Source organism: Caproiciproducens sp. NJN-50 (assembly GCF_004103755.1).
GTDB lineage: Bacteria > Bacillota > Clostridia > Oscillospirales > Acutalibacteraceae > Caproicibacter.
In genome coordinates this window covers 682,431-705,453 of sequence record NZ_CP035283.1, presented here as the reverse complement: position 1 = coordinate 705,453, position 23,023 = coordinate 682,431, and the positions used below count along the sequence as shown (strand labels likewise).

Genomic DNA, 23,023 nt, shown 5'->3' with positions numbered 1-23,023 from the left:
TTAACCGTTGGAGACCGCCGACTTTTTTCCGCTGTGTGAACGGACTCCTTTAATAACCGTATAGATAACTGCCGCGACGGAGAGGACCATGAAAACTGCGGCGATCGGCGACTGGAAAAACGCCCAGAAATTATTGTTTGCATACATCATGCCGCGGATGAGATTTTCCTCTACGATCGAGCCGAGGACAAACCCGAGAATCAGCGGAGCCTGGGGGAATTTATATTTCGCCATGAAATAGCCGAGGACACCGAACAGCAGCGCGGTCCAGACATCGAACAGACGGTGGTTTGTGCCGTAGGTACCAACGACGCACAGGGTCAGGATGACCGGCAGCAGAATGTACTTCGGGACGGAAAGGACCTTGATAAACAGGCGGATTCCGCTGTATTCGACAACCAGCATCATAATTGTAGCGAGGATAAACGCCATAAACACGCCGTACACCAGAACGCCGCTGTTCTGGAACAGCAGCGGGCCCGGGGTGATGCCGTGTAGCATCAAGCCTCCCAGCATCATGGCGGTGACCGTATCGCCCGGGATGCCGAGCGTCAGCAGCGGGATCAGCGAACCGCCGATCGAAGCGTTGTTTGAGGTCTCGCTCGCTACGACGCCGTCAATGATGCCGGTCCCGAACTTCTCTGGATACTTGCTCTGCGATTTGGCGGCCGTATAGGCGACAATGTTGGAGGTTGCTCCGCCGATTCCCGGCAGAATGCCGATGCCGATGCCGATCAGGGCGGAACGGAGCATGTTCCAGAACTGTTCCTTGAATTCCCGCATCGAAACGCCGAAGCCCTTCATTTTATATTTCATCAGGATCGCTTTTTTGCCGTCCAGCCCTTCAAAGCCGACCTTGAGAATCTCCGCGACGGCAAACAGGCCGATCATCACGGAGAGCATGTCAAAACCGTTTGCAAGGTTCTTGCTGCCGAACGTAAAGCGGTTCGCCCCGCCGATGGATGCATAGCCGACCAGGGAAAACGTGATGCCCATTACGGCGCTGATCAGGCCCTTGACGACGTTGTCGCCGACCATGCTGCTGATCAGAGTCAATGCGAACAGGCAGATGGCGAAGAGCTCGTACGGTCCGAATTTCAGCGCGACGTTCGCCAGCGACGGGGCGATGAAAATCAGCGCGATGATGGAAAGCACCGTGCCGATGAACGAATACAGGATCCCGATTCCCAGCGCTTTACCGGCCTCACCCTTCTCCGCCATCGGCGCACCGTCGAACACGGTCGCCACCGAGGACGGCGTACCCGGAATTTTCAGCAGAATGGCCGAAATCAGTCCGCCGGATGTCCCTCCGACGTCGACGGCGACCAGCAGCGCGATCGCGTTGAGCGCCGACATGGAAAACGTGATGGGCAGGCAAAGCGCGACGCCCATGGTCGAAGTCAGGCCCGGGATCGAACCAAATATAATGCCAACCACGACGCCGAGAAGAATGATGACAAGACAGTTGACATTCAGAACGGACAGTAATCCTTCCTGTACCACACAAACACTCCCTTACTTAAAAAGCATGCCCTCAGGCAGAATCAGAGAAAACACATTCTGGAACAGAAGATTGATCGCAATCGGAAGCACCACGGAAACAACTGCGAACAGAACGTAATTTTTAACGCTCCTTTTCTCCTTCGGCACGAACAGAAGCGTCTGAGCAAAAACGTAGAGAATGGATGCCAGCGTGAATCCGATCGGATCCAGAAGATAAATGTAAACGAACAGCAGGGCGAGGGTCAGCAGGAACCGCTTAATGCTGCCGTTTTCTTTTTTGCCCTCCGGTTCTCTCAAGCCGTTGAGCAGATTCATCACGCTCAGCACGATCCACGCGATGGACATCAGCTTCGGCATGAAGTCCGCACCCTGCCCCAGAACGGCTCCGGCCTGAATCGTCTGAGCCGAACAGAACAGCGCGATCCCCACAAGAAGCAGAACGATGTTAAACAGATTGCTGCCCAAATTTTTTCTTATATCCATTGTATGTACCCCAATCTATAAGCCCGGCGGATGGTGCTGAACGCCGTCTGCCGGGCTCATTTCAATACGAACCGTCAGCCCTTGAAATCAACATTTTTCAGAATACTGTTCACTTCGTCAAACTTTGCAAGCCCGTCTTTCGAATTGTAGAAGGTCGGAACCTGGAAATAAGTAGTGGCAATGGAGTTCTGATAATCCTTGTCGTTCTTCACAATGTCTTCTACCGCATCGTCAAAGGCCTGAACCATATTCGGATCCGTCCCCTTGGGGAACGCAAAGAAGTAGTAGAAAGGAAGCTTGATATCGTATCCCTGATTCGTGATGGCCTTGATGGTCGTCCCATCCACAGTCAGGTCATTGCCGCCGTCCATCGCAAGCGGCACAAGATCGCCTTTTGTGACATAGTCCTTGATGGAACCGTAGCCGGCAAGGATGATGTCGACGTGCCCGCCCACCAGGGCGGCAAGGCGGTCGGAAGCGCTGCCCGCGTCCACAATGTTGATGTCAAGTCCGGCCTGTTTCAGCAGAACGGCAACCGCGTAAGAAGTCGCGCCGGTTTGAGCCGCCATTTTCAGCTTGCCAGGATGCGCTTTCGCGTAGTCGAACAGCTCCGGGAGCGATTTAACGCCAAGTTTGGAGCTGACCGTAACCACATTCCCGGGGCTCTGGGCGGGAATGCAGGCAAAATCATAGGAATCAAAGCCGTAATCGGTCGTGCCGCTGAGCTGGTTGACAACAAACGCCGAGTGGTAGAACAGGATGGAACTGCCGTCTGCCGCGGCATCCTTTACCTGACGGGTGCCGGTCGCGCCGCCGTTGCCGTTGACATTCGACACGACGAAGTTGCAGCCGAACTTCTTGGACAGTTTGTTTGCAAACAATCTTGCGTTGTAGTCGCTGTCTCCGCCCGCGCTCGCAGGAACGATGATCTGAACATTTTTGGGCCATTTCACCTCAGAAGCGGAACCCGAGGCGTTGCCGCCGGCGGACGCCGCCCCGGAACTTGATGCTCCCCCGCCGGAAGAGCAGCCCACCGCCGAAGCGAACAGCATCGCGGACAAAAGTACGGACAAAAGTTTCTTAAACAATTTTTATTTCCTCCCTCAACAAAATTTAAGATTTGTTTACAGTATACAATAATTTAAAATCTTTTTGAAATTAATAAATTTATGAAAACTCTTATTATTTCTAATAGTTCATCGTTTTTTCATTACGCCATTGTATAATAGCGCTATGAGATATGCATTTTCAGAAGTGTATTTAAGACAATTTTCCCAACAGTGGAAAGGATCTGTGGTCAAATGGACTTAAAACAGGTAGAGTATATTGTACAAATAGCCAACGAGTGCAATATCACCAAAGCGGCGGAAAAGCTGTTCCTCACGCAGTCGGCGCTGAACCAGCAGCTTTTAAAGCTGGAGCGGGAATTGCAGACTCCCCTTTTTTACCGGTCCAGAACAAACTGGCGCCTCACCCCCGCGGGGGAAGTCTATATAAAAAACGCCAAGGAACTGCTGCGGATCAAAAGGGAGACCTATCGGATCATCAGCGATATCGCGGAAACGAAAAAAGGAAATCTATCCGTCGGCTTTACTCCCGGGCGGGGCATTCCCATGTTTACGAGGGTGTATCCGAAATTTCACGGATTATATCCCGACATCGTAGTGACCCCGGTCGAAGCCAGCGTGAAAAAGCAGCAGATCATGATTGAAAACGGCGATCTGGATCTCGGCTTTTTAACGCTGAGCGACAATCAGAAAAAGAGCACCAACCGATACATCGACATCTGCGAGGAAGACATCTGCCTGGCTGTCCCGGAAAACGACCCGCTCGCGGATCTTGTGAACTTTCCGGAGGAAATCAGCAACATTACGCCTTTCCGGGACAGGCCGTTCGTTTTAATGTACAAGGAATCCTCGTTTCGTCCGCTGATCGACGGCATTTTTCAAAAAGCCGGCTTTTCCCCGAAGGTTTTGTTTGAAACCTCCCAGATTCCCGCCATTGTGACGATCATCGAATCGGGCATCTGCTGCGGCATCATCCCCTATCTTTATTTAAAAGGCAAAGAAAAAAAGATCCGGTACTGCTATCTTCCCGGCCGCCCGACCTGGAAAATATGTGCAAGCTACGGCAGCCAAAGCTACCTTGGCAGACCGGCGAAGGAATTCATCCGGCTTGCCGCCGATTACTGGGTGGCTTCAGAAACCGTACAGCTGCAGAGTTCCGGCATCGTCAAACGGGACGCCGGCAAAATCGGAACAAAGTTCGATTTTTGACCGGTCTTCGACCGCTTCGACGGCCGCCTTGGACAGATAGATCGTTTCCAGGGCTTTCGTGCTTTGAACAATGGCGAGCCTGATCTCGTCGGTGGAAAGCTTTCCGCAGGTTTTCAGGCAGCCCTGGAATACGAGTCTGTCCGTAGGCATGGTCGCGGGAATTCTCGCAATCGAAGGGTGCATTCCCGTCAGACAGTTGATCATGGTTGCTTCTTCATTGATCTGTCTTCGCATGCGCTCGCTGATAAAGTCGGCCAGACCGCATCCGCTGGCATTCCCATTTGATTTCGGCGTAATGCGGAGAACGCCGATTTTTTTAATTTCGGGGCCCTCGTTCGGCCTTCTGTTGATCGGCCTGCCGATAATCGCGGGGTCCATGCCCGTTCCGCTCACGTCCTTCCCGAGCTCGTAAACGATCAGGCAGTCCAGGCTGCGCAGAGGAAGCTGCGGAATCATGGAAATCGCACGTTTGAGAATCTTCGGCTCTTCCTCCAGAATCTGATCCTTGCGCAGGACGTAGGTGTCCGCCAGCTGCTCGTAGCCGTTTTCAATCAGCGCGACACCGCAGACCACTTTGAGATGCTTTAGCGCCTCCTTTCCCACCCGGACCATATTGGGGCCAAGGTTGACCGGTCCCAGGCTGTGCGTCATTGCCGCGCCCTTGTGTTTGGCCAGGCCGATCGCCATCATCTTCAAAAGGCCGCTCTGGTATTCCTCCCGAATCGAGGTATGGGTTTTTACGCGGTTTAAAAGGACAATGCCGTCCGCTTCAAAAGCGTTTTTATCAATGTAGACCGGCAGCCCGAAATCCGTGCGCGAGACCTCGACCGTCTCCATGGAAGACAGAACCGGCGCGCCGACGGTTTCTTCTGAAATCCCCAGATTGCACAGCATCTTTTTCTGACCTTCGGCCGTGGCGCCGCCGTGGCTGCCCATCGCCGGGACGATAAACGGCACGGCCCCGGCGGACTTGAGATAATCCACGACGGCTTTCATCACCGTCCGATATTCCGCAATTCCCCGGCTGCCGCCGGTGATCGCGATCCGGTCCCCCCGTTTGACGGGGATATGGGCGCCGGACAGCTGACGCAGCAGATGTTCCCTCGGGTTTTCCAAAACCGTTCTGTCAAAGTGCTGCCTGATGCGCGCGACTTTCGGGATCTGATAATCTTCCAGCATTCCAGTCAATGCGGACATTTCCGACCCTCCTTTCGAGATGTGAGTTTTTTTCTATCCGGTTCAGTACGCGCCCCGGACGGCAAATTTCAGCTTTGCGTTTTCGCTGTAAAAATATTTTTTGCTTTCCAGAGCTCCGTCGGCTTCCAGTTTTTTCAGGTTGATCCGGTACGGGGCCCCTTCTATGTCGGGCAGATAGAAGCGTCCGTCCCTTTCCTCGCACTTTACCTCCAGGCATTCGCCAAGCGTGTAGGTGATCGGCTCATGGTACTCCAGCATCTCGTTCTCTTCATACAGGGCGCCCAGCGCCGCGTTGACAAAAGTGGTTCCGCCCGAGGAAAAATCCAGGCCGTTCCGTTTGGCGAGGTCGCGGATCGCGACAAGTTCTCTCACGCTGCCCATGCGTCCCACAAGAGGCATCAGGTGATCGACGCCCTTTTCCACATAGGTTTCAAACGCATAATAGTTCCGCATGGATTCCCCAAATGCGATTTTCATGTTGATGCCGCGTTCTTTCAGCTCTTTGATCGCGTTCATATCCTGAGAAAACACAGGTTCTTCGAACCACGCCGGGCGGTACGGCCGGATCATGTCGGCGAATTTCAGCGCGCCATCCACGTCCCAGACCTGGTTTCCGTCCACGGCGACCGCGATGTCATCTCCCACCGCCTTGCGGACAAGTTCCATGCGGTGCGCGTCCCGCTCCATGTTTTTGCCCCAGTCGCTGCCGACCTTGAACTTGACGGTCTTGTAGCCTTCCTCCACATAGCGAAGCATATCGTCCACAAGGGCCTGGTCCTCAAGAATGATGGCTCCGCCGCCCTTGTATACGGCCGCCCAGTCTTTTTTCGCACCGAGGAACCGGTGGAGCGGCTGCTTTTTCCGGCGCGCCAGAATATCCAGCATGATCAGGTCAAATTGTCCCAGGTCGCAGATCTGCCCGCTCTGGAACCCGAAATTGCGGAAACACCAGTACAGATAGCGGTACCATTCCGTGTAAGTGCGGGTCTCTCCCGTCAGGATCAGCGGAAGAACGTTTTCCACCATTCCCTTGGAACAGAACGTTTCCCCGCAGCACCCTTCCGAATCATAGATCCGGATCCACCCCTGCAAAGGCGCAAAATTGCCGAAGCCTCCGGTCGCATCCTTAAATGTTCTGGGAAGCGGGATCGGATTAAAATTGTAGTAGATCGCTTTTGAAAATGTAAGCTTGTCCTGATAGTCGAACATTTTTGGCCTCCTTCGATTTCTTTCGTCTGGAATGATACCCTATATGGTCTAAATTTGTAAATCATCAAAATTCATTTTTATTGATTAATCTTTTTTGTATTAAATATTTGTTAGATTTATGTTATTCTTGTTTTGATTTATGAACAAATTTGCAACAGTACGGAGAGTAAAAATGGGAAAAATTCTTCTGGTCGCATCCGGAGACAACATTGCCAAATACGCCTATCAGCTGCAAAGTGAGCTGAATTTTCCGCCGGATTTTGAAATTATCAATCTTCATATGGAACAGGCCCTTTATTACGTAAGAAGCCTGTTAAAAAAAGAAGACGGGGATATCGATGTCGTGATTGCCCGGGGAAACACCGCCAAGCTGCTGCGGGATGCAAAAATTTCAGCCCCCGTCGTAACGATTCCGATCTCCGACTCCGAAATACTGGCCGCCGTCCGGCAGGCGCGGGAAAGTGCCGCAAAAGAGGACCCCATCGTGGGATATATCGGGCTTCAGGACGTAGTCAGCAGCGTCCGCCATTTTCTGGAGACATTGAAAATCAAGGCCCGGCTGTACCAGGCCAACAGCTCCGCCGAAATCGAAAAGAGCATCATCCGGGCCCAAAGAGAACAGGTCGACGTATTGATCGGCGGCGTTTACACCTGTCAGATTCTTGAGAGCATCCACGTCAAGCACGTTCTTCTGGAATCTTCCCTTGCTTCCGTGCGGGAAGCGTACCATCGCGCAAGAGAAGTCCAGCGAAACATCAATCTGCAAAGAAAAAGGCTGCAGGAAAAAAACACGATATTGAACACCGCCGTAAACGGTGTCGTCAGTATAAACGAATCAGGGATTGTCACCTCCATCAACCAGGTTGCCGCAGACTACTTACATACGGTTCCGTTCAAAGTCGTTGGAAAACATTTCACGGAGCTTCTGGATCAGGAAGACTCCCAGCCGATTTCCTCCGCCCTTTCCACCGGGGAAAAACCTCCGGATTTTCTGCTAAAGCGGAACGGGGACCTCTTTTTGCTTTCGGTCAACCCGATCCTGGTAAATCAAAAGGCGCGGGGCATTGTCGTATCAATTCAGAAACAGTCCTCCTCCAAAGGCAGCGATCGCCCGGCGGCATCTTTCGGGGATGCAATCGGGCAGTCGGAACAGGCCCGTCAGATTCTGGATACCGCCCGGGAATATTCGGAATGGGATCTGCCTGTTTTGCTGATCGGTGAGACGGGGACCGGAAAAAGGTTCTGGGCGGAATGTATTCACAGCGCAAGCCGGCGGTCTTCCTCTCCCTTTGTTTCCATTGACTGTTCCATGCTTTCACGTCATAATCAGCCGTCCGGCAGGACGCTGTCCCGTCTGCTGCAAAGCGCTGACGGCGGAACCGCATACTTTGCCGAGATATGGCGGCTGCCGCCTGAAGAGCAAGCGCTGATGGCCGATTTTCTTGAGGAAAAGAGGATGGTTCTCCCAGACGCGGGCGAGACCGTTTCAGCAGACGTGCGCATCATCGCATCTTCCAGCAGGGACCTGTCGGAATTCGCGGGCAGCGGCCGTTTCAATCAGAGCCTGTACCATACGCTGAATACCCTGCCTCTGCCGCTTTCTTCCCTCAGGCAGCGCCGCGCCGACATTCCCGCTTTTGCACAGTACGCTGCAAACCGGGCGTCTTCGCTTCACGGAAAAGAGATCTCCTTTTCTCCGGAAGCACTTGAAGTGCTACAAAATCTTTCTTGGGAAGGCAATCTCGACCAGCTGTTCAGTTTTTGTCAAAGATTGACCGTTCTGACACGCAGTTCCAGGATTAACGCAAATTTTGTTAGAATTCAATATGGCGGCAATCCTTTCTCCTGTCTTCAGAAGGACCCGGAAACCTCTCCCGCCATTTTGCCTACTGTTCAGGATACCGGTATCTCGGTAGCAGGACGGTGGATCAGCTGCTCGGAATTGTGCGACCTGGAACGGCACTGTGGCGGAAACCGGACACTCATGGCGGAAAAGCTGGGCGTCAGCCGTACAACGCTGTGGAAACATTTAAAACGCCTTTCCTCCGAAGGGAATTTTCCGCATGAAGCAATTGCGCTTTCCGGTCAGAAATAATCATTTATGTAAGGCGGCATCTCCATGTGAACGCGGTAGATTTTGTATGCTCTTTTTGTTTTTTATACGGTTGGCAGACCTGCGTTTATTCTAAAAAGCTGCCATAACAAAGAGAAAGGTGCCTTCACGCACCTTTCTCTTTGTTTGTTTTTGGGGAAACAGGTTTATTCTCATCTTTTGCTTTCCCTTCACTCTGCCTTTCAATGCTCGCTTTCAGGGCATCCATCAGATTGATGACATTTCCGGCCTGCTCCGGCACGGCCGCGGCGACATCCTTTCCGGCTATTTTAGCTTCGATAAGCTCCCTGAGTTTGCCCTGATATTCGTCTTTATATAGAGCCGGGTCAAAGGGTGTATCCATGGAGTTAATCAAAACCTGCGCCATTTTCAGTTCCTGTTCCGACAGTTGAGGGATTTGATAGGATTTCTGGAGATCCCTGACGTCATCCTGATAATACATGGTCGAGATCAGCATTCCGTTCTCACGCGGAATAATCGCCATCAATGTGTCCTTCGTCCCCATGACGGTCTTGCCGATCGCGATTTTCTGCTCTTTCATCAGTGCGGATCGGAGAAGTTCAAACGCTTTTTCCCCTCCCGCTTCTGGAACGGCCTGATAGGTCTTGTCATAGTAGACCGGTGAAATCTGATTCAGCTGTGCGAAATGCAGGATCTGGATTGATTTTTCCTTTTCAGTTTTAATTTTTTCAATTTCATCCTCCGTCACGACGACATAACGGTCCTTATCATACTCGTAGCCCTTGATAATGTCCTCGCTTTTCAGCTCTTTTCCGCAATGGGCGCAGACCTTTCTGTACCGCACCCGGCTTTGGTCTTCTTTGTGCAGTTGATTAAAATGAATATCATTGTCCTGGGTTGACGTGTACATGGACACGGGAATCGCGACGAGTCCAAACGAAATAACGGACCGATGAGCTGCTGCCGGCATAGTCATGCACCTCCCGGACTAGCTTTGCCAGAGCGCCGGCAAATATAAGTAAGACTGGAACGCAAAGCTCACCCGGCCAAACATGGATAACCCCCGTTGAATCGGCGGATAATAAAAACGATTAAAATACGAAGGATATGGTATGAAAATGTCGCCCGGTCTGAATGAATACAACCGAAAAAGAAATTTTGAAAACACGGAAGAGCCGGAAGGCCGAGAGGAAAAGTCTGAAAACCGCCTGAGGTTTGTCGTCCAGCACCATATCGCCCGCAGGGATCACTTTGACTTCCGGCTCGAATGGAACGGTTCTCTTTTAAGCTGGGCGGTACCCAAGGGACCCTCCCTTGACACCCGTGACAAAAGGCTCGCCGTACGGGTGGAGGATCATCCGCTCGATTACAGGAATTTCGAGGGAACGATTCCCAAAGGGGAATATGGAGGCGGAGTCGTGATGCTCTGGGACGAGGGCTTCTGGGAACCTTTCACCGAGGTGGATCAGGGGCTTCGTCAGGGTTCGTTAAAATTTATCCTGAAGGGAAGGCGGCTCAGAGGAAATTGGGCTCTGGTCCGAATGAAGGCCAAAGCCGGTGAAGAGGCGAAAAACTGGCTTTTACTGAAGGAGCGGGACGATTACGCCAAAGCCGGCGACAGTATCGCCGAATTCACAACCAGCGTTCGCACCGGACGCACCATGGAGGAAATTGAAGCGGGGGCGGATGAAAAAATCACGCGAAATCCCTTCGACAGAACCGGCATACAGCTCGCCAAGCTCGCCGCCGCGGTTCCCGACGGCAGCGGCTGGCTGTATGAACTGAAATACGACGGTTACCGGATCCTCTCCTTTCTGGAGGGGGGCGGTGCCCGCCTCATCACCAGAAACGGCAACGATTACGCCGAGCGGTTTCAGGACGTCGCCGACTCCCTGACCGGCTGGGCCGCAGGAAGATCCATGGTTCTGGACGGCGAGATGGTCGTCACCGATGCACAGGGAAGGACGGATTTCCAGGCTCTGCAAAACTATATGAGAAATCCTGTGGGGAAAAACCTCGCTTACATCGTTTTCGATCTCCTTGCCCTGAATGGGGAGGATCTGAGAGGACGCCCCCTGATCGACCGGAAAGAGACATTGGAAGCCTTGATGAAAGGCGCTCCCGGAAATCTTTGCTACAGCCAACACGTCGTGGGAAAGGGAGTGGAAAGCTTCTCCGCCGCCTGCCAGGCGAACCTGGAAGGAATCGTCGGCAAAAAGGCCGATTCCGTTTACAGCGGAACGAGAAACGGAGACTGGATCAAGCTAAAATGCGGCAAGCGGCAGGAATTCGTCATCGGGGGATACACGCTGTCCGATAAAAAAGCGAGCGGGGTCAGTTCCCTTCTCCTCGGCGTCTATGAAGAAAACGAACTCGTCTATGCCGGGCGGGCCGGAACGGGCCTGACCGCTCACGACATGGAGGAACTCAGGCAAAAATTTGAAAGCATCCGGAGAGAAGACGCTCCTTTCAAACAGGCGCCGGAAGCGAGATCGAACGAGAAAATCACATGGCTTGAACCCGTACTGGTCGCGGAAATCAAATTTGCCGAATGGACCAATGAGAATCTGCTTCGGCAGGCAAGTTATAAAGGGCTGCGTACGGACAAGAGCCCCGGGGAAGTAAAAAGAGAGGATGCGGCCAATGAGAAACAGGCGGATCAGGATCTGCCGCCCGCCGAGGAGCCGGAGGTGCAAATGGAAACAAACAGCGGCATGACGGTCGAGGGAATCAAAATAACCCATCCCGACAAATTGGTTTTTGCGGATCCCGAAGTGAAAAAAGCGGATGTGGTCCGGTACTACGCTAAAGCGACGGAGCGAATGCTGCCCTACGCGGGAAACCGGATTCTCAGCATCGTACGCTGTCCCAAGGGAATCTCCTCCTCCTGCTTTTATCAGAAGCATCCCGGCCCGGATCACAAGGGCGTCGTCACGATTCCGGTCGTGAACAACGACGGGCAAAAGGAGGACTACTTTTATATTGAGAACGCTGCCGGGCTGATTTCCGAAGTCCAGATGGGCACGCTGGAATTTCACGCCTGGGGAAGCCGGATCGAAACGCTGGAAAAGCCGGATCTGATGGTTTTTGACCTGGACCCGGACGAGGGAATGGATCTGGAGCGGGTGCGCCAAGGCGTCAAAGAGATCAAGAGCGTCCTGGAACAGCTCTCTTTGACCTCGTATCTCAAGACCAGCGGAGGCAAAGGGTATCATGTGGTCGTGCCTTTCCAGCCGTCCGCCGATTGGGACCTGTTTCACGATTTTGCAAGACGGGTCGCCGAAGTCATGGAGCAGCGGTGGCCCGACCGCTATACGAGCAACATCAGAAAAGAAAAACGGAAAAACAGGATTTTCATTGATTGGATCCGGAACGGAAGGGGAGCCACAAGCGTCGCCCCCTATTCCCTGAGGGCGAGAGCGGGAGCCAGGGTTTCCATGCCTATTGCCTGGGAAGAACTCGACACGGTCGCCCCCAACGGAATCGGCATGACGGACGCGCTCGCAAGAATGGAGAAAAGCGATCCGTGGAAGGATTTTTTTGAAATCAGGCAAAAGCTGAAATAACGCCAAGCTCCCGGACGCATGAAAAACCGGCCTGCCCGCGCTTTAGAAAGCGCGGGCAGGCCGGTTTTAATCTTTCATTCCGCTGTTTTTCAGGTAAAGTTGTATTCCGTGACAATCTTCTTTCTCCCGGTCACCCGGTCCTGATAATATTCGTAGCAGCAGATTCCAAGGTAGGAGCCGGAGATATTGACGACATTGTCATATCCCAGATTCTGCAGCGCCATCACGGCGTTGTAGCTTCTCTGGCTGCTGCGGCAGTGCAGATAGACCGGCCTGTCTTTCGGAATCTCATCCAGACGGTCTCTGAGCCCGCTGAGAGGAATATTGACGGCGTTAATCAGGTGCCCCCGGTCAAATTCGTTCTTTTCCCTGACATCGACAATAAATTCGTTTCTCTCGACCAGTTCCCGGACTTTGGTGACAGGGACCTGACGGAATCTTCCGTACAGGAGATTCAGGCCGACCAGCGCCGCGTGATTGACGGCGTCCTTGGCCGTGCCGAACAGAGGCGCATAGCACAGCTCCAGTTCCTTTAAATCCTCCAGTGTCGCGCCCATGGTGATCATGGCCGCTATTACGTCGATCCTCTTGTCAGCCTCTCCCTTTCCGACGGCCTGCGCGCCCAGGATTCTGCCGGTCGGATATTCGTACAGGAGTTTAAAGTGCAGCGGGTGGCTTCCGGGCATCAGGCCGACCTTGTCCGCCGGGATGACATACGCGAAGTCGCAGGGAATTCCCGCCGCTTTCGCGGACTTCTCATTCAATCCCGTGGACGCGGCGTTCAGGTCGAAAATCCGGACGACGGAGGAACCGATGACCCCTTTGTTGTTGTGGGGAATTCCATACATATGGTCGGCCGCGGCCCGGGCCTGCCTCTGAGCCGGACCCGCAAGGGCCAGCCGGGACGGTTTGCGGGTCAGCCGGTTATAGACCTCGATCGCATCTCCGACGGCATAGATATCCGGGTCGCTGGTCAGATAATCGTGATTCACCCGAATGCCGCCGGTCTCCCCGATTTCAAGCCCCGCGTCTTTTGCGAGGCCGGTTTCGGGCCGAACGCCGATTGCCATAACAACCGCCTCTGCCGCAACTTTTCTGCCGGATTGCAGTTCGATGGAATCTTCGCCGATTTTCTTTACCCCGTCGCTTAAAATCAGGTTGACTCCATGGTCCAGCATCTCCTTGTGCAGAATCTGCGCCATGTCATAGTCAAAGGGCGCCATAATCTGGTCGAGCGCCTCGACCAGGCTGACGTTCCTGCCGGCCACGCGCAGGTTTTCCGTCACCTCCACGCCGATAAATCCGCCGCCGACGACCGCGACATCCTGAATTCCGCGCTCCGACAGATATTCGTCGAGCTTCCGGATATCGACAACATTCCGGACCGTGAAAACATTCGGACGGTCAATCCCTTCAATGCTTTTGGGAAGAACCGGAACCGCCCCGGGGGATAAGACCAGCGTGTCGTAAGTTTCCTCATATTCTTCCCCCGTGTTCAGGTTCCGAACGGTGATCTTCTTTTCTTTACGATTGATTTTTGTGACTTCGCTGTTGACTCTGGCCTCAATCCGGTACTGTTTCTGGAACTGCTCCGGACTCATCAGGACCAAAGCATTGCTGTCATCTACGACCCTGCTCAGGTAAAACGGCAGCGAACAGTTGGAAAAAGAGACGTGGGGTCCCTTCTCAAACATCATGATTTCCGCCTTCTCATCGAGCCTGCGCGCCCTCGCGGCAACGGAAGCCCCTCCGGCCACTCCTCCGACGATCAAAATCCTTTTGCTCATGACTTCGACTCCTTCCTTCCTCCATCATATTTTCAAGCCGGCGAACCCGGGAATCGGCTTCCGAGGCGGAATCAGGATTCCGCCTCGGACCCGCCCTCCCTTTAGCCCAACAGGCCGCCGCTTTTTTTCTTTGCAAACGCCGCCTTGCCGAACAGGTTGCCCAGAACGCCGCCCGCGACCAAAAAGATCAGAAAGATCCAGCCGGAAAGGGAAAAATTCGCGATCGGGGTGTAGAGCGCGCCCACATTGCACCCGTTTGAAAGTCTTGTTCCAAACCCCATGGAAAGGCCGCCGAGCGCAAAGATGAGCCCTTCGCGGAACGTGATGTGCAAACCCTCGCGGAACGTCCTGACAAGCACACCGGCAACCAGAAGATAGAGGATCGTTCCCAGAATGATACCGAAATTCTGTACGGATACTGCATTTTGGAAAAAGGGCTGCACGAAGGAATCCGGCTTCATTCTCGCGAATCCCGCCACGGCATCCGGAGAAACTCCGAAGACAAGCAGCAGCTTGCCGAACCAGACGCCGTAGGGAGTGGAGGCCCCCCACCCCGCTTTCGTCGTGCCCATCAGCACCGCGAACAGCACGCTGAGGACGGCCGCCCCCTGCGCCAGAGTCCACGGTTTGGCGAAGACCCGGTCGAAAGTCGCCCCGCTGAACAGCTGATAGCTCTTGCTGTCAAAAAGATCCGGCTGCTCCTGCATGATCTCCGTCTCATTGCCCACGTATGTATTTTTTTCCTTGCGACTCTTCTCGTACCGGTAGGAAAGATAAACGACGATTCCGCAGAGCAGAGCCGTCAGAACCAGAGCTCCCAGGTATCCGTTGAGACCGTCCCATGAAAACAGATCCGGAAGGAAGACTCCGCCCGCAAATTTTCCGCCAGAAGCCGAAGTGAACCAGGAATTCTTAACCCACCCCGCGGTATTCTGAACCGGGAACCCAAGGTAAACGCCCAGTCCGAAAAACACCAGCGTGATAAATGCCCGCGGCAGACCCACCACCAGGTCGGTCAGCACTCCCGTGGCGCAGCAGGACGAAAGCGCCATGCCGAACCCGAACAGGACCCCGCCGAGCATCAGGCCGATATTGATCGGATTGACCCACAGGCTGAATGCTGAAGCATCCGAATTCAGCAAAAACGCGGCCGTCAGCACGCTGGAAACAAAGAACATGAGCATCAGCGCCCTCATCAGCTTTGTCGATCCGGTCCGGTACGCGCGGTTGACGCTGCCCGCAAAACCCGTATAGGCCCTCATCAAAGTATAGCCCAGCGCCAGGCCGATGACAAGCCGAAGCAACATCCCCGGCTTTAAAAATGCCTTGCCGAGCAGCAGTGACAAAACCAAAACCACAACTCCAAGAACCTGTTCCTTTTTGCTCATAACACCACTCCTAACTTTTCATATGGCCGACAGTCTTACCGTGATTTGTCCCCCAATCACATCCTTTCGCGGCAGAATTTATGGCTGATATCGTTAACAAATTAACAATTTGTATGCTGGCCTGCCTGATTTTTGGGGGCCGGACCGCTTTATTCCGTCCCGTTTTCCCCGATGATTTCACTCAGAATTCTCCCCCGGAGTTCCCTGTACTCCGGCAGATATCTGATCTTCTCGCCGTCTTCGCCGAGGTACCGGCGGGTAAAATCCGGGTGGAATTCATTCAGGATCCTGCCCGGCCTGCTGGAAAGAACCATGATTCTCGTGCCAAGAGCCAGCGCTTCGTCCACGTCGTGCGTGATGAGAAGAACGGTGTTGCCGGTCTCCCGCCAGATCCTGCGGACCAGTGCCTGCATGTTCTGCCTCGTCAGCGCGTCCAGCGCGCCGAGCGGCTCATCCATCAGCAGAATCTCCGGCTGGTTCGCCAGAGCCCTCGCGAGCGATACCCTCTGCTTCATGCCGCCGGAAAGCTCATAGGGCTTTTTCTCTTCAAATCCTTTCAGGCCGACCAGTCCGATATACTTTTGCGCCGCATTTCGGATTTGTTCTTTTGGAAGCCTTCTCATTTTAAGACCGAAAGCGATGTTGTCCCTCACGTTCAGCCAGGAATACAGGGTAGGCACCTGAAAAACAACTCCGCGGTGCCAGTCCGGTCCCCGGACCGGACGACCCTCCATCCGGATTTCCCCCTCGGTCGGCTTCAGGAACCCCGCGATCAGCTTCAGCAGGGTGCTTTTTCCGCATCCGGACGGACCGAGCACGCACAGGAACTCTCCCGTTTCCATGGTAAAACTGATCTCCCGCAGTGCCGTGACCTCGTCTTTTTTGCCGGGATAGCGAAATCCCACGCCGGTCAGGGAAAGCAGCGGTCCCGTCCGCTCATACTGTATCCGATCCACACAGAATCCTCCCGCTGTGTCCTATTGCAACGCCTGTTCCACATAGGACGGGTTGACGGCCTGTTCAAACGTCCCGGTCTTCGGTTCAGAGGCCAGGCTTTTCTGTTCATACAGGAAATCAGCCGTATCCTTCATCGAATTTACAATGCCGCCCTTTTGGGTGCTTGTTCCGAGATATTCGGGAGCGAGCTGCTCTTTGGCATCCAGCCAGACGGATCCCTGCATCTGTTTCTTCGCCTCTTCTTCGGAAAGACTCAGAGCCTTTGAGACGGCCCCAACCGCTTCATCGGGATGCTGCCGGTACAGTTCGACCGCCTCATTCAGGGCTTTGATATATTTTTTGACAATTTCGGGATAGCGCCGCGCAAATTCTTTTCGGACGATCTCCACATTTGACGTCACGACCCCTTTGGCCGCCATATCCTTGCTGGAAAGGATCGTCTTACCGCTTTCCAGAAGCTTGGAGAGCGTTGGTTCCCAGGCGTAAGCCGCGTCGATATTTCCCCTTTGCCACGCCGCATAAATGTCCGGCATCTGCATATCGAGCAGCGTGACGTCTTTTTCCGAAATGCCGTCCCTCTGCATCGCCCTTAAAAGGCTGTAATGCGAAGTCGAGGTAAAAGCCGTCGCGACCTTTTTCCCCTTCAGGTCCTGAAGAGACCGGATGCCGGAGCCGTCCCGGGCAACCAGTTGTTCCGCGTCCCCCAAAACCTCGTGGACCCAAATCAGTTCGACCTCCATTCCGCTTGCGATCCCGAGGGCGGCCGAAGAAGAACCCAGAAGGGCAAAATCAATGTTTTTCGCGATCATGGCATTCCGGATGTCCCCGGCCTGAAATTCCATAATATTCACTTTTACGCCGAGCTCTTTCTGAAAGTAGCCCTTCGCGATGGCGACGCCTTCATCGTCCGGCATCTGCTGTGTCCCGATCGTCACGATTTCGGGCAGACCGGGCGAATCCGTCCCGGCTTCGCCCCCTGCCGGTTTTTCCGTTTTTGAACAGCCTGTAAACGCCAAAACCGCCGAAAGCGCAACGGCGGCGGCGCTGAGTAAATAGTTCCGCACGCTTTTACTCCTTTCCTTTCCAGGGAACCAGCCCCCGCTCCAAAAGCCTGAGCCCTCTGTCCATCAGGATCCCTGTGATTCCCATAATGATGATTCCCAGGAAGGTGATATCGCTCCTTAGAATCCGGCTTGCATCCAGGACCATCCAGCCCAGGCCGGAAGTCGCGGCGACCATTTCAGCCGACACCAGAGTCGTATACCCGACTCCGAGAGCCGTGCGAAGCCCTGTCAGCACATCGGGCAGACAGGCCGGAAAAACAACGTGAACAAACACCTGCCATCGGCTCGCGCCAGCCGCGTACGCGCAGTTTAAATAATCCTCATTGATTTTAAGCACTGCGGAAACACAGGAAACATAGATCGGCGCAAAACAGGCCAGAAACAGAAGCGCAACCTTGGACTGGTCCTCTATTCCCAGCCAAAGGACCAGAATCGTATAATACGCGAGAGGCGGAAGCGGCCTGTAAAATTCGACCACAGGTTCCAGAGCGGCCCGTATCCCGGAATGGAACCCGCTTGCCAGCCCAAGCGGGACGGCGGCGGCAGCGGCAAGCAGAAACGCCGTAAGCAGTCTCCCCAGACTGGCCCCAATGTGCTGGAAAAGAGTGTGATTTCGGTAGCCGTTCTGCGCAATATCAAGAAAAGCGCTCCAGACGGACTGGGGCGGCGGTACCAGCTTTGGGTCAACCCACCCGAAACCGGTCGCCGTAAACCACACCGCGAAAATGACTGCGATCGTACCCGCCGTCAGAAGCTTCTCAAACGCAATCTTACGATCCGAATACATCTTCACCGCCTCCACCCCTCCGCCCGCCGAAATCCATAAGAATCAACAACGGGGGTCAAAGCCCTTGTTAATTTAATCTCAATCTCTCTGTTAATTATAGTACAAAGTTACTCCGATTCCTAATAAGCCTTTGTTATCCTGCATAAGAATTCACTATGGCGCTTTTCCCCCGGCCTTTCTTTTTTCGGAAAGCAATGCTACAATAGAGTTGATTATTCATTTGGATGTGAAACATATGGACTTCCAATACCTGGAATCGTTTTATACCACGGTCAAATACAACAGTATTTCCAAGGCCGCCGTCGCCCTCCATCTGACGCAGCCCGGGCTGAGCCTTCAGCTGAAAAGTCTGGAAAACGAGATGGGGACCAAGCTGTTGGACCGCAGCAATAAAGGAGTGCGGCTGACGGAAGAGGGAAAAGTCGTCTACAACTACGCGGTCACGATTCTCTCCCTGAAGGGCAATATTAAAAGGGACTTGAAAAACCTGCAGGAGAACCATCCGAAGCTTAACATCGGCTCCTGTTATGCCGTCGGAGAGTTTGCCCTTCCCTGCAGCATCTATATTTTCAAAAAGTTTTACGATGATGTCGATATCCAGGTCAAACTGATGAATTCCACCGAGGTGATTGAAAGGCTGCTGGACCATACCATCGGCCTGGGAATCATTCAGGACCATCCCAGAATGGGCGAAGTCATCGCCAGGACGATCATTTCGGATGAGCTTGTTCTTGTCGGACATTCTTGCGGCGGTCAAAAGAAAATCGACCTGGAGAAATTAAAAAGGCTGCCGCTGATTCTGCGGGAAAAGACCTCCAGCACCGGGTATCTGCTGGAAAAGGCCCTGCAGAAAGAAAGCGTCAGCTTGGATCAGCTGCATGTAATTTATCATCTGGACTCCCCCGGAGCGATCAAATCCTCCGTTTCGGCGGGGAACGGTTTTTCGTTTCTGCCGAAGCTGATGATTAAAAAAGAGCTGAAGGAGGGCACTCTGGAGCAGATTGAAATCGACCGGCTGAAAATTGTTTTCAATTACAATATGGCTTACCGAAAGGATTCCGTTTTGTCCGGGCAGGAGAAGAATTTTATTGAATTCATCCACTCCAACCGGCGCGGGTTTTGCTGAATCGGCCTATGTCACAATCTTGATCAGGAGTTTCGTCCCCGCCCACGCGCCCAGGGAGACAAAGATCCAGAACACCCAGGCGTGCAGGGAAAAGGACGGAATCCCGCTGAAAAAGCTGCCGATATTGCATCCCCCGGTCAGCCTGGAGCCGTAGCCCATCAGAATTCCTCCGAGAAGAGCATACGCGGCCTGTTTTCCGTTTTTGATTTTTCCCAACTTAAATTGGGAAGCCAGCAGTGCCGCAATGAGCGCACCGAAAACGACTCCCAGATTCAAGAGGGTATATTGGTTGAAAAAAGCGGAGTTGCCGGAGATAATCTCATCGTATCTCGTATTGTAAAGCCGAAAATAATCCCATTGGAACGGTTTGACGCCGAACCACTCGAGGATTCCTCCCGCCCAGAGAAGGTAACCTCCGGAAACCTGCCACACGGTTCCGCTTGAAGCAAGCAGCAGAACATTCAGCGCGCCGAGCAGAATTCCTCCCGCCCAGTACGGCCAAGCCGTTTTCAGCCATCGTTTCATCGGCTCTGTCCCGTCCTTTCCAAAAATTATGGCTTTTGAAGATAAATTTCCCACTCGCCGTCCTTCGGCTCCACGATTTTGATGGAATAGTGATTCTGTTCCGCCCATTCTTCCATCATCACCCCGACGCAGCTTTCGTCCGAATGAACCACCAGAATATCCCCGGAGACCATTTTTTTCAGTTCCTTGACCGCTTTGATTAAAGGAATCGGACAAACCTCATACAAACAATCCAAATCTCTGACTTCCATGAACACTCTCCTATCGTTCCGTCTCCGTCATTCTTTTCTGGTACCACGAAGCCAAGCCATACAAGCCGGCCAGAACGGCGATCTGCAGCATGACGGCGGTACCAAAATCCATGTATTCAGGGAAATACACGACGGCGCAGTTCTGAATGATACGGTCGTACCAGAACGGGTAATCCCTCGCCCCCATCACAGTGCCGATCAGAAACCCCAGAAGGGTAATCAGCGGCAGCACATGGCCTTCTCCGATTCTCATCAGCACACTGGCCGCGCATCCGCCGGCCAGTGCCATGCCGATGCCGAAAAGGAACGCGCCGATCGCGGTGTGCGGCCCGACGGAGTTCAGAATCCCGGGGATGTCGGAATAGCCCGCGTCCGGGTGGCTTCTCAGATAACCGGATTGAATCACGGCGAATCCCACGGTGCTGACCATCAGCGAAAGGATCAGAGCGCGCATCAGCTTCGTATTCCTGACAAGGAAGACGTCCCGAAAAGTCGACGCGAAGCAGAAGCGGGAATCCCGCATCACAAATCCGAACGCGATGCCCAGAACCCAGAAAACCGTATCTTCGCGGACATCCACCCAGAGGAAGCCCGCGCACGCGCACGCAAGAACCAACAGAACCGCCGCGTATGGAATCTGATTCTTCTTCTGAACAATTCTGGCTTTTTGCCTCTTTTGTATCAGTTCATTCATTTCGTCGGATGACATCGAATTATCCCTCCCTCAAAGATCATGATTCAATTATAGCAAAAAATGATCGGAGTGCAAAGCCGTTCGGAGTGAATCCGATCGGCAGCCGTGCATTTCTCCCGCAAAAAATTTTCTGCATTCATTCGTACGCATCAGGCCCTGCCAAACGCGCGATCGGTTGCCGCGCGGCCGGGCGGGAGGCCGGCGAAAGGTACAAATAAATTTGATCCCGACAGCAGGTAACGGTTGTTCCTGTCCAGAAAAAGGTATACAATCGTAATTGGAAATGATTTCTTTTCCTTCCGGGAAGATCGGATGGAAATGCCGCCGGAACACTGGAGCGGTGCGATCCGCCTGTGGCTTGAAGCCTGATTTTAAATATGTTTTCACAGCATGCAGAAAGTGAGGGATCTTTATCAACTTCAGAATCAGTACGTCAAAAAGAATTGGCAACAGCATGAAACGGGGAATTTCACGAGTCGTGCTTTTTTTCTTGTACCGGGCTTTTCAGGTCCTCTACCGGTACGATGAAACGGTCCGCCGGGAAGTGGACGGCTGGAAAGCCGGGTTTAAAATTTGCATGAACGCGACGCGGCAGGGTCCCGGAATCTGCCTGAGCCATACGGAAAAGGGAATCGAGCGGCTGGGAAAGCAGAAATTTTCCGAGGCCGACATGACGATCGAATTCCGGAACATCGACGCGGCATTTTTGGTCCTGAGCGGCCAGATCGGCGTGGCGCAGGCGTATTCCCAGCATCGCTTTACCCTGCGGGGCAGCATCGCCGACTGCATGTCCTTCGTCCATTGCGTGGAAATCATCGAAGCATACCTCTTCCCCGGATTTATCGCCAGAAAGATTTTAAAAGCGATGCCTAAAAAAGAGATTTCCCCTGTTTCCGTCTATTGGCACGCGATATTGAATATTTGAGGTGACGTGATTTGCTGCCGGATTATTATGAATTTTACAACCCGCCCAAGCTGCTTTCCGGGAATTTCGCGCTGGAGAACATCCCGGGGGCGCTTGCGGATTTAAAGGCGAAAAAACCTCTTTTGCTCAGCGACCAGATACTGAAAAAAATCGGAACTCTGCAAACTGTAACCGACGCATTGCTTTCGGGCGGAATGACTCCGGGCGGAAGCTTCACGGAAATCCCCGCCGATTCCTCCTCGCTGGTCGTCAACCAGATCGCGGCGCTGTTCCGCAGCCTGGGCTGCGACAGCATCATCGCGGTCGGGGGCGGCTCCGTGCTGGACACCGCCAAAGGCGTGAGAATGCTGATCTCACAGAACGCTGGGAACATCATGGACGTCATGGGCTGCGAAACCATCGACTGCGGGGAGCGGGTTCCCTTCATCGCCGTGCCCACGACAGCCGGAACCGGCTCCGAATCCACGATGGTCGCCGTCATTCTCGATCCGATCAAAAATATCAAAATGGAGTTTATTTCCTACCATCTTCTTCCCGACGTCGCCGTTCTCGACCCGCGCATGACCCTTACGCTTCCTCCGCGCATCACGGCCTCCACCGGAATGGACGCGCTCTGCCACGCGCTGGAAGCCTATACCTGCCTTCAGAAAAACCCGGTCAGCGACGCGTTCGCGGCGGGCGCGCTCGAGATCATAAGGGACCATCTGCGGACCGCGGTAAACAACGGGAAGGACGTGAAAGCCCGTCAGGCCATGGCAAACGCGGCATTCATGGCGGGAGCCGCCTTTTCCAACTCCATGGTCGGCATGATCCACGCGATCGGGCACGCCCTCGGGGGCGTATGCCATGTCCCCCACGGCGAGGCGATGACCATTCTGATGCCGTACTGCATGGAGTACAACTTTGACGTGCTGGAAGGCTTGTACGGAAAGCTGCTTCTCTATCTTGCGGGCGATGAAATCTACGCCGGCACCCCCAGGGAAGAAAGAGGACGCGGGACCATATCCCTCATCCGGCAAATGACTTCCGAATTCCACGAAAGCTGCGGCCTGCCCATGCGCCTGAGCGAAACAAAAGCCAGACGGGAAGATTTTGAAAAAGTGGCGCAGGCTGCCCTGAAGGACGGCGCCATGATCGTCAACCCAAAGCAGGTCGGCCAACAGGACGTACTGAACATCCTGGAAAAAGCGTTTTAAACGGGGATGAAAAAA

20 protein-coding genes are annotated in these 23,023 nt (G+C 53.6%); 6 read left to right on the top strand and 14 right to left on the bottom strand.

Going from position 1 to position 23,023, the window contains the following annotated elements; translation table 11 throughout:
* The 3 genes from EQM14_RS03470 to EQM14_RS03460 form a co-directional block, all read right to left on the bottom strand.
* Positions 1 to 1,503 carry a tripartite tricarboxylate transporter permease gene (locus tag EQM14_RS03470; protein WP_128741642.1) on the bottom strand — a complete coding sequence of 501 codons (1,503 nt, stop codon included), beginning with the start codon at positions 1,501 to 1,503 and terminating at the stop codon, positions 1 to 3.
* 12 nt (positions 1,504 to 1,515) lie between these two features.
* Positions 1,516 to 1,986: a tripartite tricarboxylate transporter TctB family protein gene (locus EQM14_RS03465; protein ID WP_128741641.1), complete on the bottom strand. Its 471-nt coding sequence runs from the start codon at positions 1,984 to 1,986 to the stop codon at positions 1,516 to 1,518.
* Between the two features lie 74 nt (positions 1,987 to 2,060).
* On the bottom strand, positions 2,061 to 3,074 hold the full coding sequence (locus EQM14_RS03460) for a tripartite tricarboxylate transporter substrate binding protein (RefSeq protein ID WP_205703196.1): 1,014 nt from the start codon (positions 3,072 to 3,074) through the stop codon (positions 2,061 to 2,063).
* A gap of 213 nt (positions 3,075 to 3,287) precedes the next feature.
* Here EQM14_RS03460 and EQM14_RS03455 point away from each other — a divergent pair, with 213 nt between their 5' ends.
* Entirely contained in the window at positions 3,288 to 4,262 is a 975-nt protein-coding gene (locus tag EQM14_RS03455; protein ID WP_128741640.1) for a LysR family transcriptional regulator, read from the top strand.
* Here the strand turns inward: EQM14_RS03455 and EQM14_RS03450 are convergent.
* Both EQM14_RS03450 and EQM14_RS03445 read right to left on the bottom strand, forming a co-directional pair.
* Positions 4,185 to 5,459, bottom strand: coding sequence for a lactate racemase domain-containing protein (locus EQM14_RS03450; protein ID WP_128741639.1), 1,275 nt, complete (start codon positions 5,457 to 5,459; stop codon positions 4,185 to 4,187). The genes EQM14_RS03455 and EQM14_RS03450 overlap by 78 nt on opposite strands.
* A gap of 42 nt (positions 5,460 to 5,501) precedes the next feature.
* Positions 5,502 to 6,668, bottom strand: a complete 1,167-nt coding sequence (locus EQM14_RS03445; RefSeq protein WP_128741638.1) for an enolase C-terminal domain-like protein — start codon at positions 6,666 to 6,668, stop codon at positions 5,502 to 5,504.
* Between the two features lie 172 nt (positions 6,669 to 6,840).
* Between EQM14_RS03445 and EQM14_RS03440 the strand changes: the two genes are divergently transcribed.
* Complete coding sequence (locus EQM14_RS03440) at positions 6,841 to 8,763, top strand: sigma-54-dependent Fis family transcriptional regulator (protein ID WP_164918948.1); 1,923 nt, start codon at positions 6,841 to 6,843, stop codon at positions 8,761 to 8,763.
* A 124-nt stretch (positions 8,764 to 8,887) separates the two neighbouring features.
* On the opposite strand, the gene ku is transcribed toward EQM14_RS03440, so the two are convergent.
* The gene (ku, locus tag EQM14_RS03435; protein ID WP_128741636.1) at positions 8,888 to 9,712 is read right to left on the bottom strand and encodes a non-homologous end joining protein Ku; all 825 of its coding nucleotides are present in this window, start codon (positions 9,710 to 9,712) and stop codon (positions 8,888 to 8,890) included.
* A 148-nt stretch (positions 9,713 to 9,860) separates the two neighbouring features.
* Between ku and ligD the strand changes: the two genes are divergently transcribed.
* Positions 9,861 to 12,308: a DNA ligase D gene (gene ligD / locus EQM14_RS03430; protein WP_128744215.1), complete on the top strand. Its 2,448-nt coding sequence runs from the start codon at positions 9,861 to 9,863 to the stop codon at positions 12,306 to 12,308.
* Between the two features lie 89 nt (positions 12,309 to 12,397).
* Here ligD and EQM14_RS03425 read toward each other — a convergent pair whose 3' ends face one another.
* The 5 genes from EQM14_RS03425 to EQM14_RS03405 form a co-directional block, all read right to left on the bottom strand.
* On the bottom strand, positions 12,398 to 14,095 hold the full coding sequence (locus tag EQM14_RS03425; RefSeq protein WP_128741635.1) for an FAD-dependent oxidoreductase: 1,698 nt from the start codon (positions 14,093 to 14,095) through the stop codon (positions 12,398 to 12,400).
* A 101-nt stretch (positions 14,096 to 14,196) separates the two neighbouring features.
* Positions 14,197 to 15,483, bottom strand: a complete 1,287-nt coding sequence (locus EQM14_RS03420) for a YeeE/YedE family protein (protein WP_128741634.1) — start codon at positions 15,481 to 15,483, stop codon at positions 14,197 to 14,199.
* Between the two features lie 149 nt (positions 15,484 to 15,632).
* Complete coding sequence (locus EQM14_RS03415; RefSeq protein WP_128741633.1) at positions 15,633 to 16,439, bottom strand: ABC transporter ATP-binding protein; 807 nt, start codon at positions 16,437 to 16,439, stop codon at positions 15,633 to 15,635.
* A 21-nt stretch (positions 16,440 to 16,460) separates the two neighbouring features.
* Entirely contained in the window at positions 16,461 to 17,504 is a 1,044-nt protein-coding gene (locus EQM14_RS03410; protein WP_128741632.1) for a taurine ABC transporter substrate-binding protein, read from the bottom strand.
* Positions 17,505 to 17,508: 4 nt separating this feature from the next.
* Complete coding sequence (locus EQM14_RS03405) at positions 17,509 to 18,291, bottom strand: ABC transporter permease subunit (protein WP_128741631.1); 783 nt, start codon at positions 18,289 to 18,291, stop codon at positions 17,509 to 17,511.
* 235 nt (positions 18,292 to 18,526) lie between these two features.
* Here EQM14_RS03405 and EQM14_RS03400 point away from each other — a divergent pair, with 235 nt between their 5' ends.
* Entirely contained in the window at positions 18,527 to 19,417 is an 891-nt protein-coding gene (locus EQM14_RS03400) for a LysR family transcriptional regulator (protein WP_128741630.1), read from the top strand.
* A 6-nt stretch (positions 19,418 to 19,423) separates the two neighbouring features.
* On the opposite strand, the gene EQM14_RS03395 is transcribed toward EQM14_RS03400, so the two are convergent.
* The 3 genes from EQM14_RS03395 to EQM14_RS03385 are packed head-to-tail and all read right to left on the bottom strand — an operon-like array spanning position 19,424 to position 20,902.
* A complete protein-coding gene (locus EQM14_RS03395) occupies positions 19,424 to 19,942 on the bottom strand; it encodes a YeeE/YedE thiosulfate transporter family protein (protein ID WP_128741629.1) in 519 nt (172 codons plus the stop codon).
* A gap of 26 nt (positions 19,943 to 19,968) precedes the next feature.
* Complete coding sequence (locus tag EQM14_RS03390) at positions 19,969 to 20,193, bottom strand: sulfurtransferase TusA family protein (RefSeq protein ID WP_128741628.1); 225 nt, start codon at positions 20,191 to 20,193, stop codon at positions 19,969 to 19,971.
* 10 nt (positions 20,194 to 20,203) lie between these two features.
* Positions 20,204 to 20,902 (bottom strand): YeeE/YedE thiosulfate transporter family protein, encoded by a 699-nt coding sequence (locus tag EQM14_RS03385; protein WP_128741627.1) that lies wholly within the window; start codon positions 20,900 to 20,902, stop codon positions 20,204 to 20,206.
* A 463-nt stretch (positions 20,903 to 21,365) separates the two neighbouring features.
* On the opposite strand from EQM14_RS03385, the gene EQM14_RS03380 reads away from it, so the two are divergent.
* On the top strand, positions 21,366 to 21,812 hold the full coding sequence (locus tag EQM14_RS03380; protein WP_128741626.1) for a hypothetical protein: 447 nt from the start codon (positions 21,366 to 21,368) through the stop codon (positions 21,810 to 21,812).
* 11 nt (positions 21,813 to 21,823) lie between these two features.
* A complete protein-coding gene (locus EQM14_RS03375; protein ID WP_128741625.1) occupies positions 21,824 to 23,008 on the top strand; it encodes an iron-containing alcohol dehydrogenase in 1,185 nt (394 codons plus the stop codon).
* Positions 23,009 to 23,023: the final 15 nt, after the last annotated feature.

Excerpts from the sequence above, each read along its gene's own strand:
- EQM14_RS03385 (WP_128741627.1), bottom strand. The coding sequence starts at position 20,902 with ATGTCATCCGACGAAATGAATGAACTGATACAAAAGAGGCAAAAAGCC.
- EQM14_RS03445 (WP_128741638.1), bottom strand. The coding sequence starts at position 6,668 with ATGTTCGACTATCAGGACAAGCTTACATTTTCAAAAGCGATCTACTAC.
- ku (WP_128741636.1), bottom strand. The coding sequence starts at position 9,712 with ATGCCGGCAGCAGCTCATCGGTCCGTTATTTCGTTTGGACTCGTCGCG.
- EQM14_RS03405 (WP_128741631.1), bottom strand. The coding sequence starts at position 18,291 with ATGTATTCGGATCGTAAGATTGCGTTTGAGAAGCTTCTGACGGCGGGT.
- EQM14_RS03420 (WP_128741634.1), bottom strand. The coding sequence starts at position 15,483 with ATGAGCAAAAAGGAACAGGTTCTTGGAGTTGTGGTTTTGGTTTTGTCA.
- EQM14_RS03425 (WP_128741635.1), bottom strand. The coding sequence starts at position 14,095 with ATGAGCAAAAGGATTTTGATCGTCGGAGGAGTGGCCGGAGGGGCTTCC.
- EQM14_RS03455 (WP_128741640.1), top strand. The coding sequence starts at position 3,288 with ATGGACTTAAAACAGGTAGAGTATATTGTACAAATAGCCAACGAGTGC.
- EQM14_RS03440 (WP_164918948.1), top strand. The coding sequence starts at position 6,841 with ATGGGAAAAATTCTTCTGGTCGCATCCGGAGACAACATTGCCAAATAC.
- ligD (WP_128744215.1), top strand. The coding sequence starts at position 9,861 with ATGTCGCCCGGTCTGAATGAATACAACCGAAAAAGAAATTTTGAAAAC.
- EQM14_RS03395 (WP_128741629.1), bottom strand. The coding sequence starts at position 19,942 with ATGAAACGATGGCTGAAAACGGCTTGGCCGTACTGGGCGGGAGGAATT.
- EQM14_RS03465 (WP_128741641.1), bottom strand. The coding sequence starts at position 1,986 with ATGGATATAAGAAAAAATTTGGGCAGCAATCTGTTTAACATCGTTCTG.
- EQM14_RS03450 (WP_128741639.1), bottom strand. The coding sequence starts at position 5,459 with ATGTCCGCATTGACTGGAATGCTGGAAGATTATCAGATCCCGAAAGTC.
- EQM14_RS03400 (WP_128741630.1), top strand. The coding sequence starts at position 18,527 with ATGGACTTCCAATACCTGGAATCGTTTTATACCACGGTCAAATACAAC.
- EQM14_RS03390 (WP_128741628.1), bottom strand. The coding sequence starts at position 20,193 with ATGGAAGTCAGAGATTTGGATTGTTTGTATGAGGTTTGTCCGATTCCT.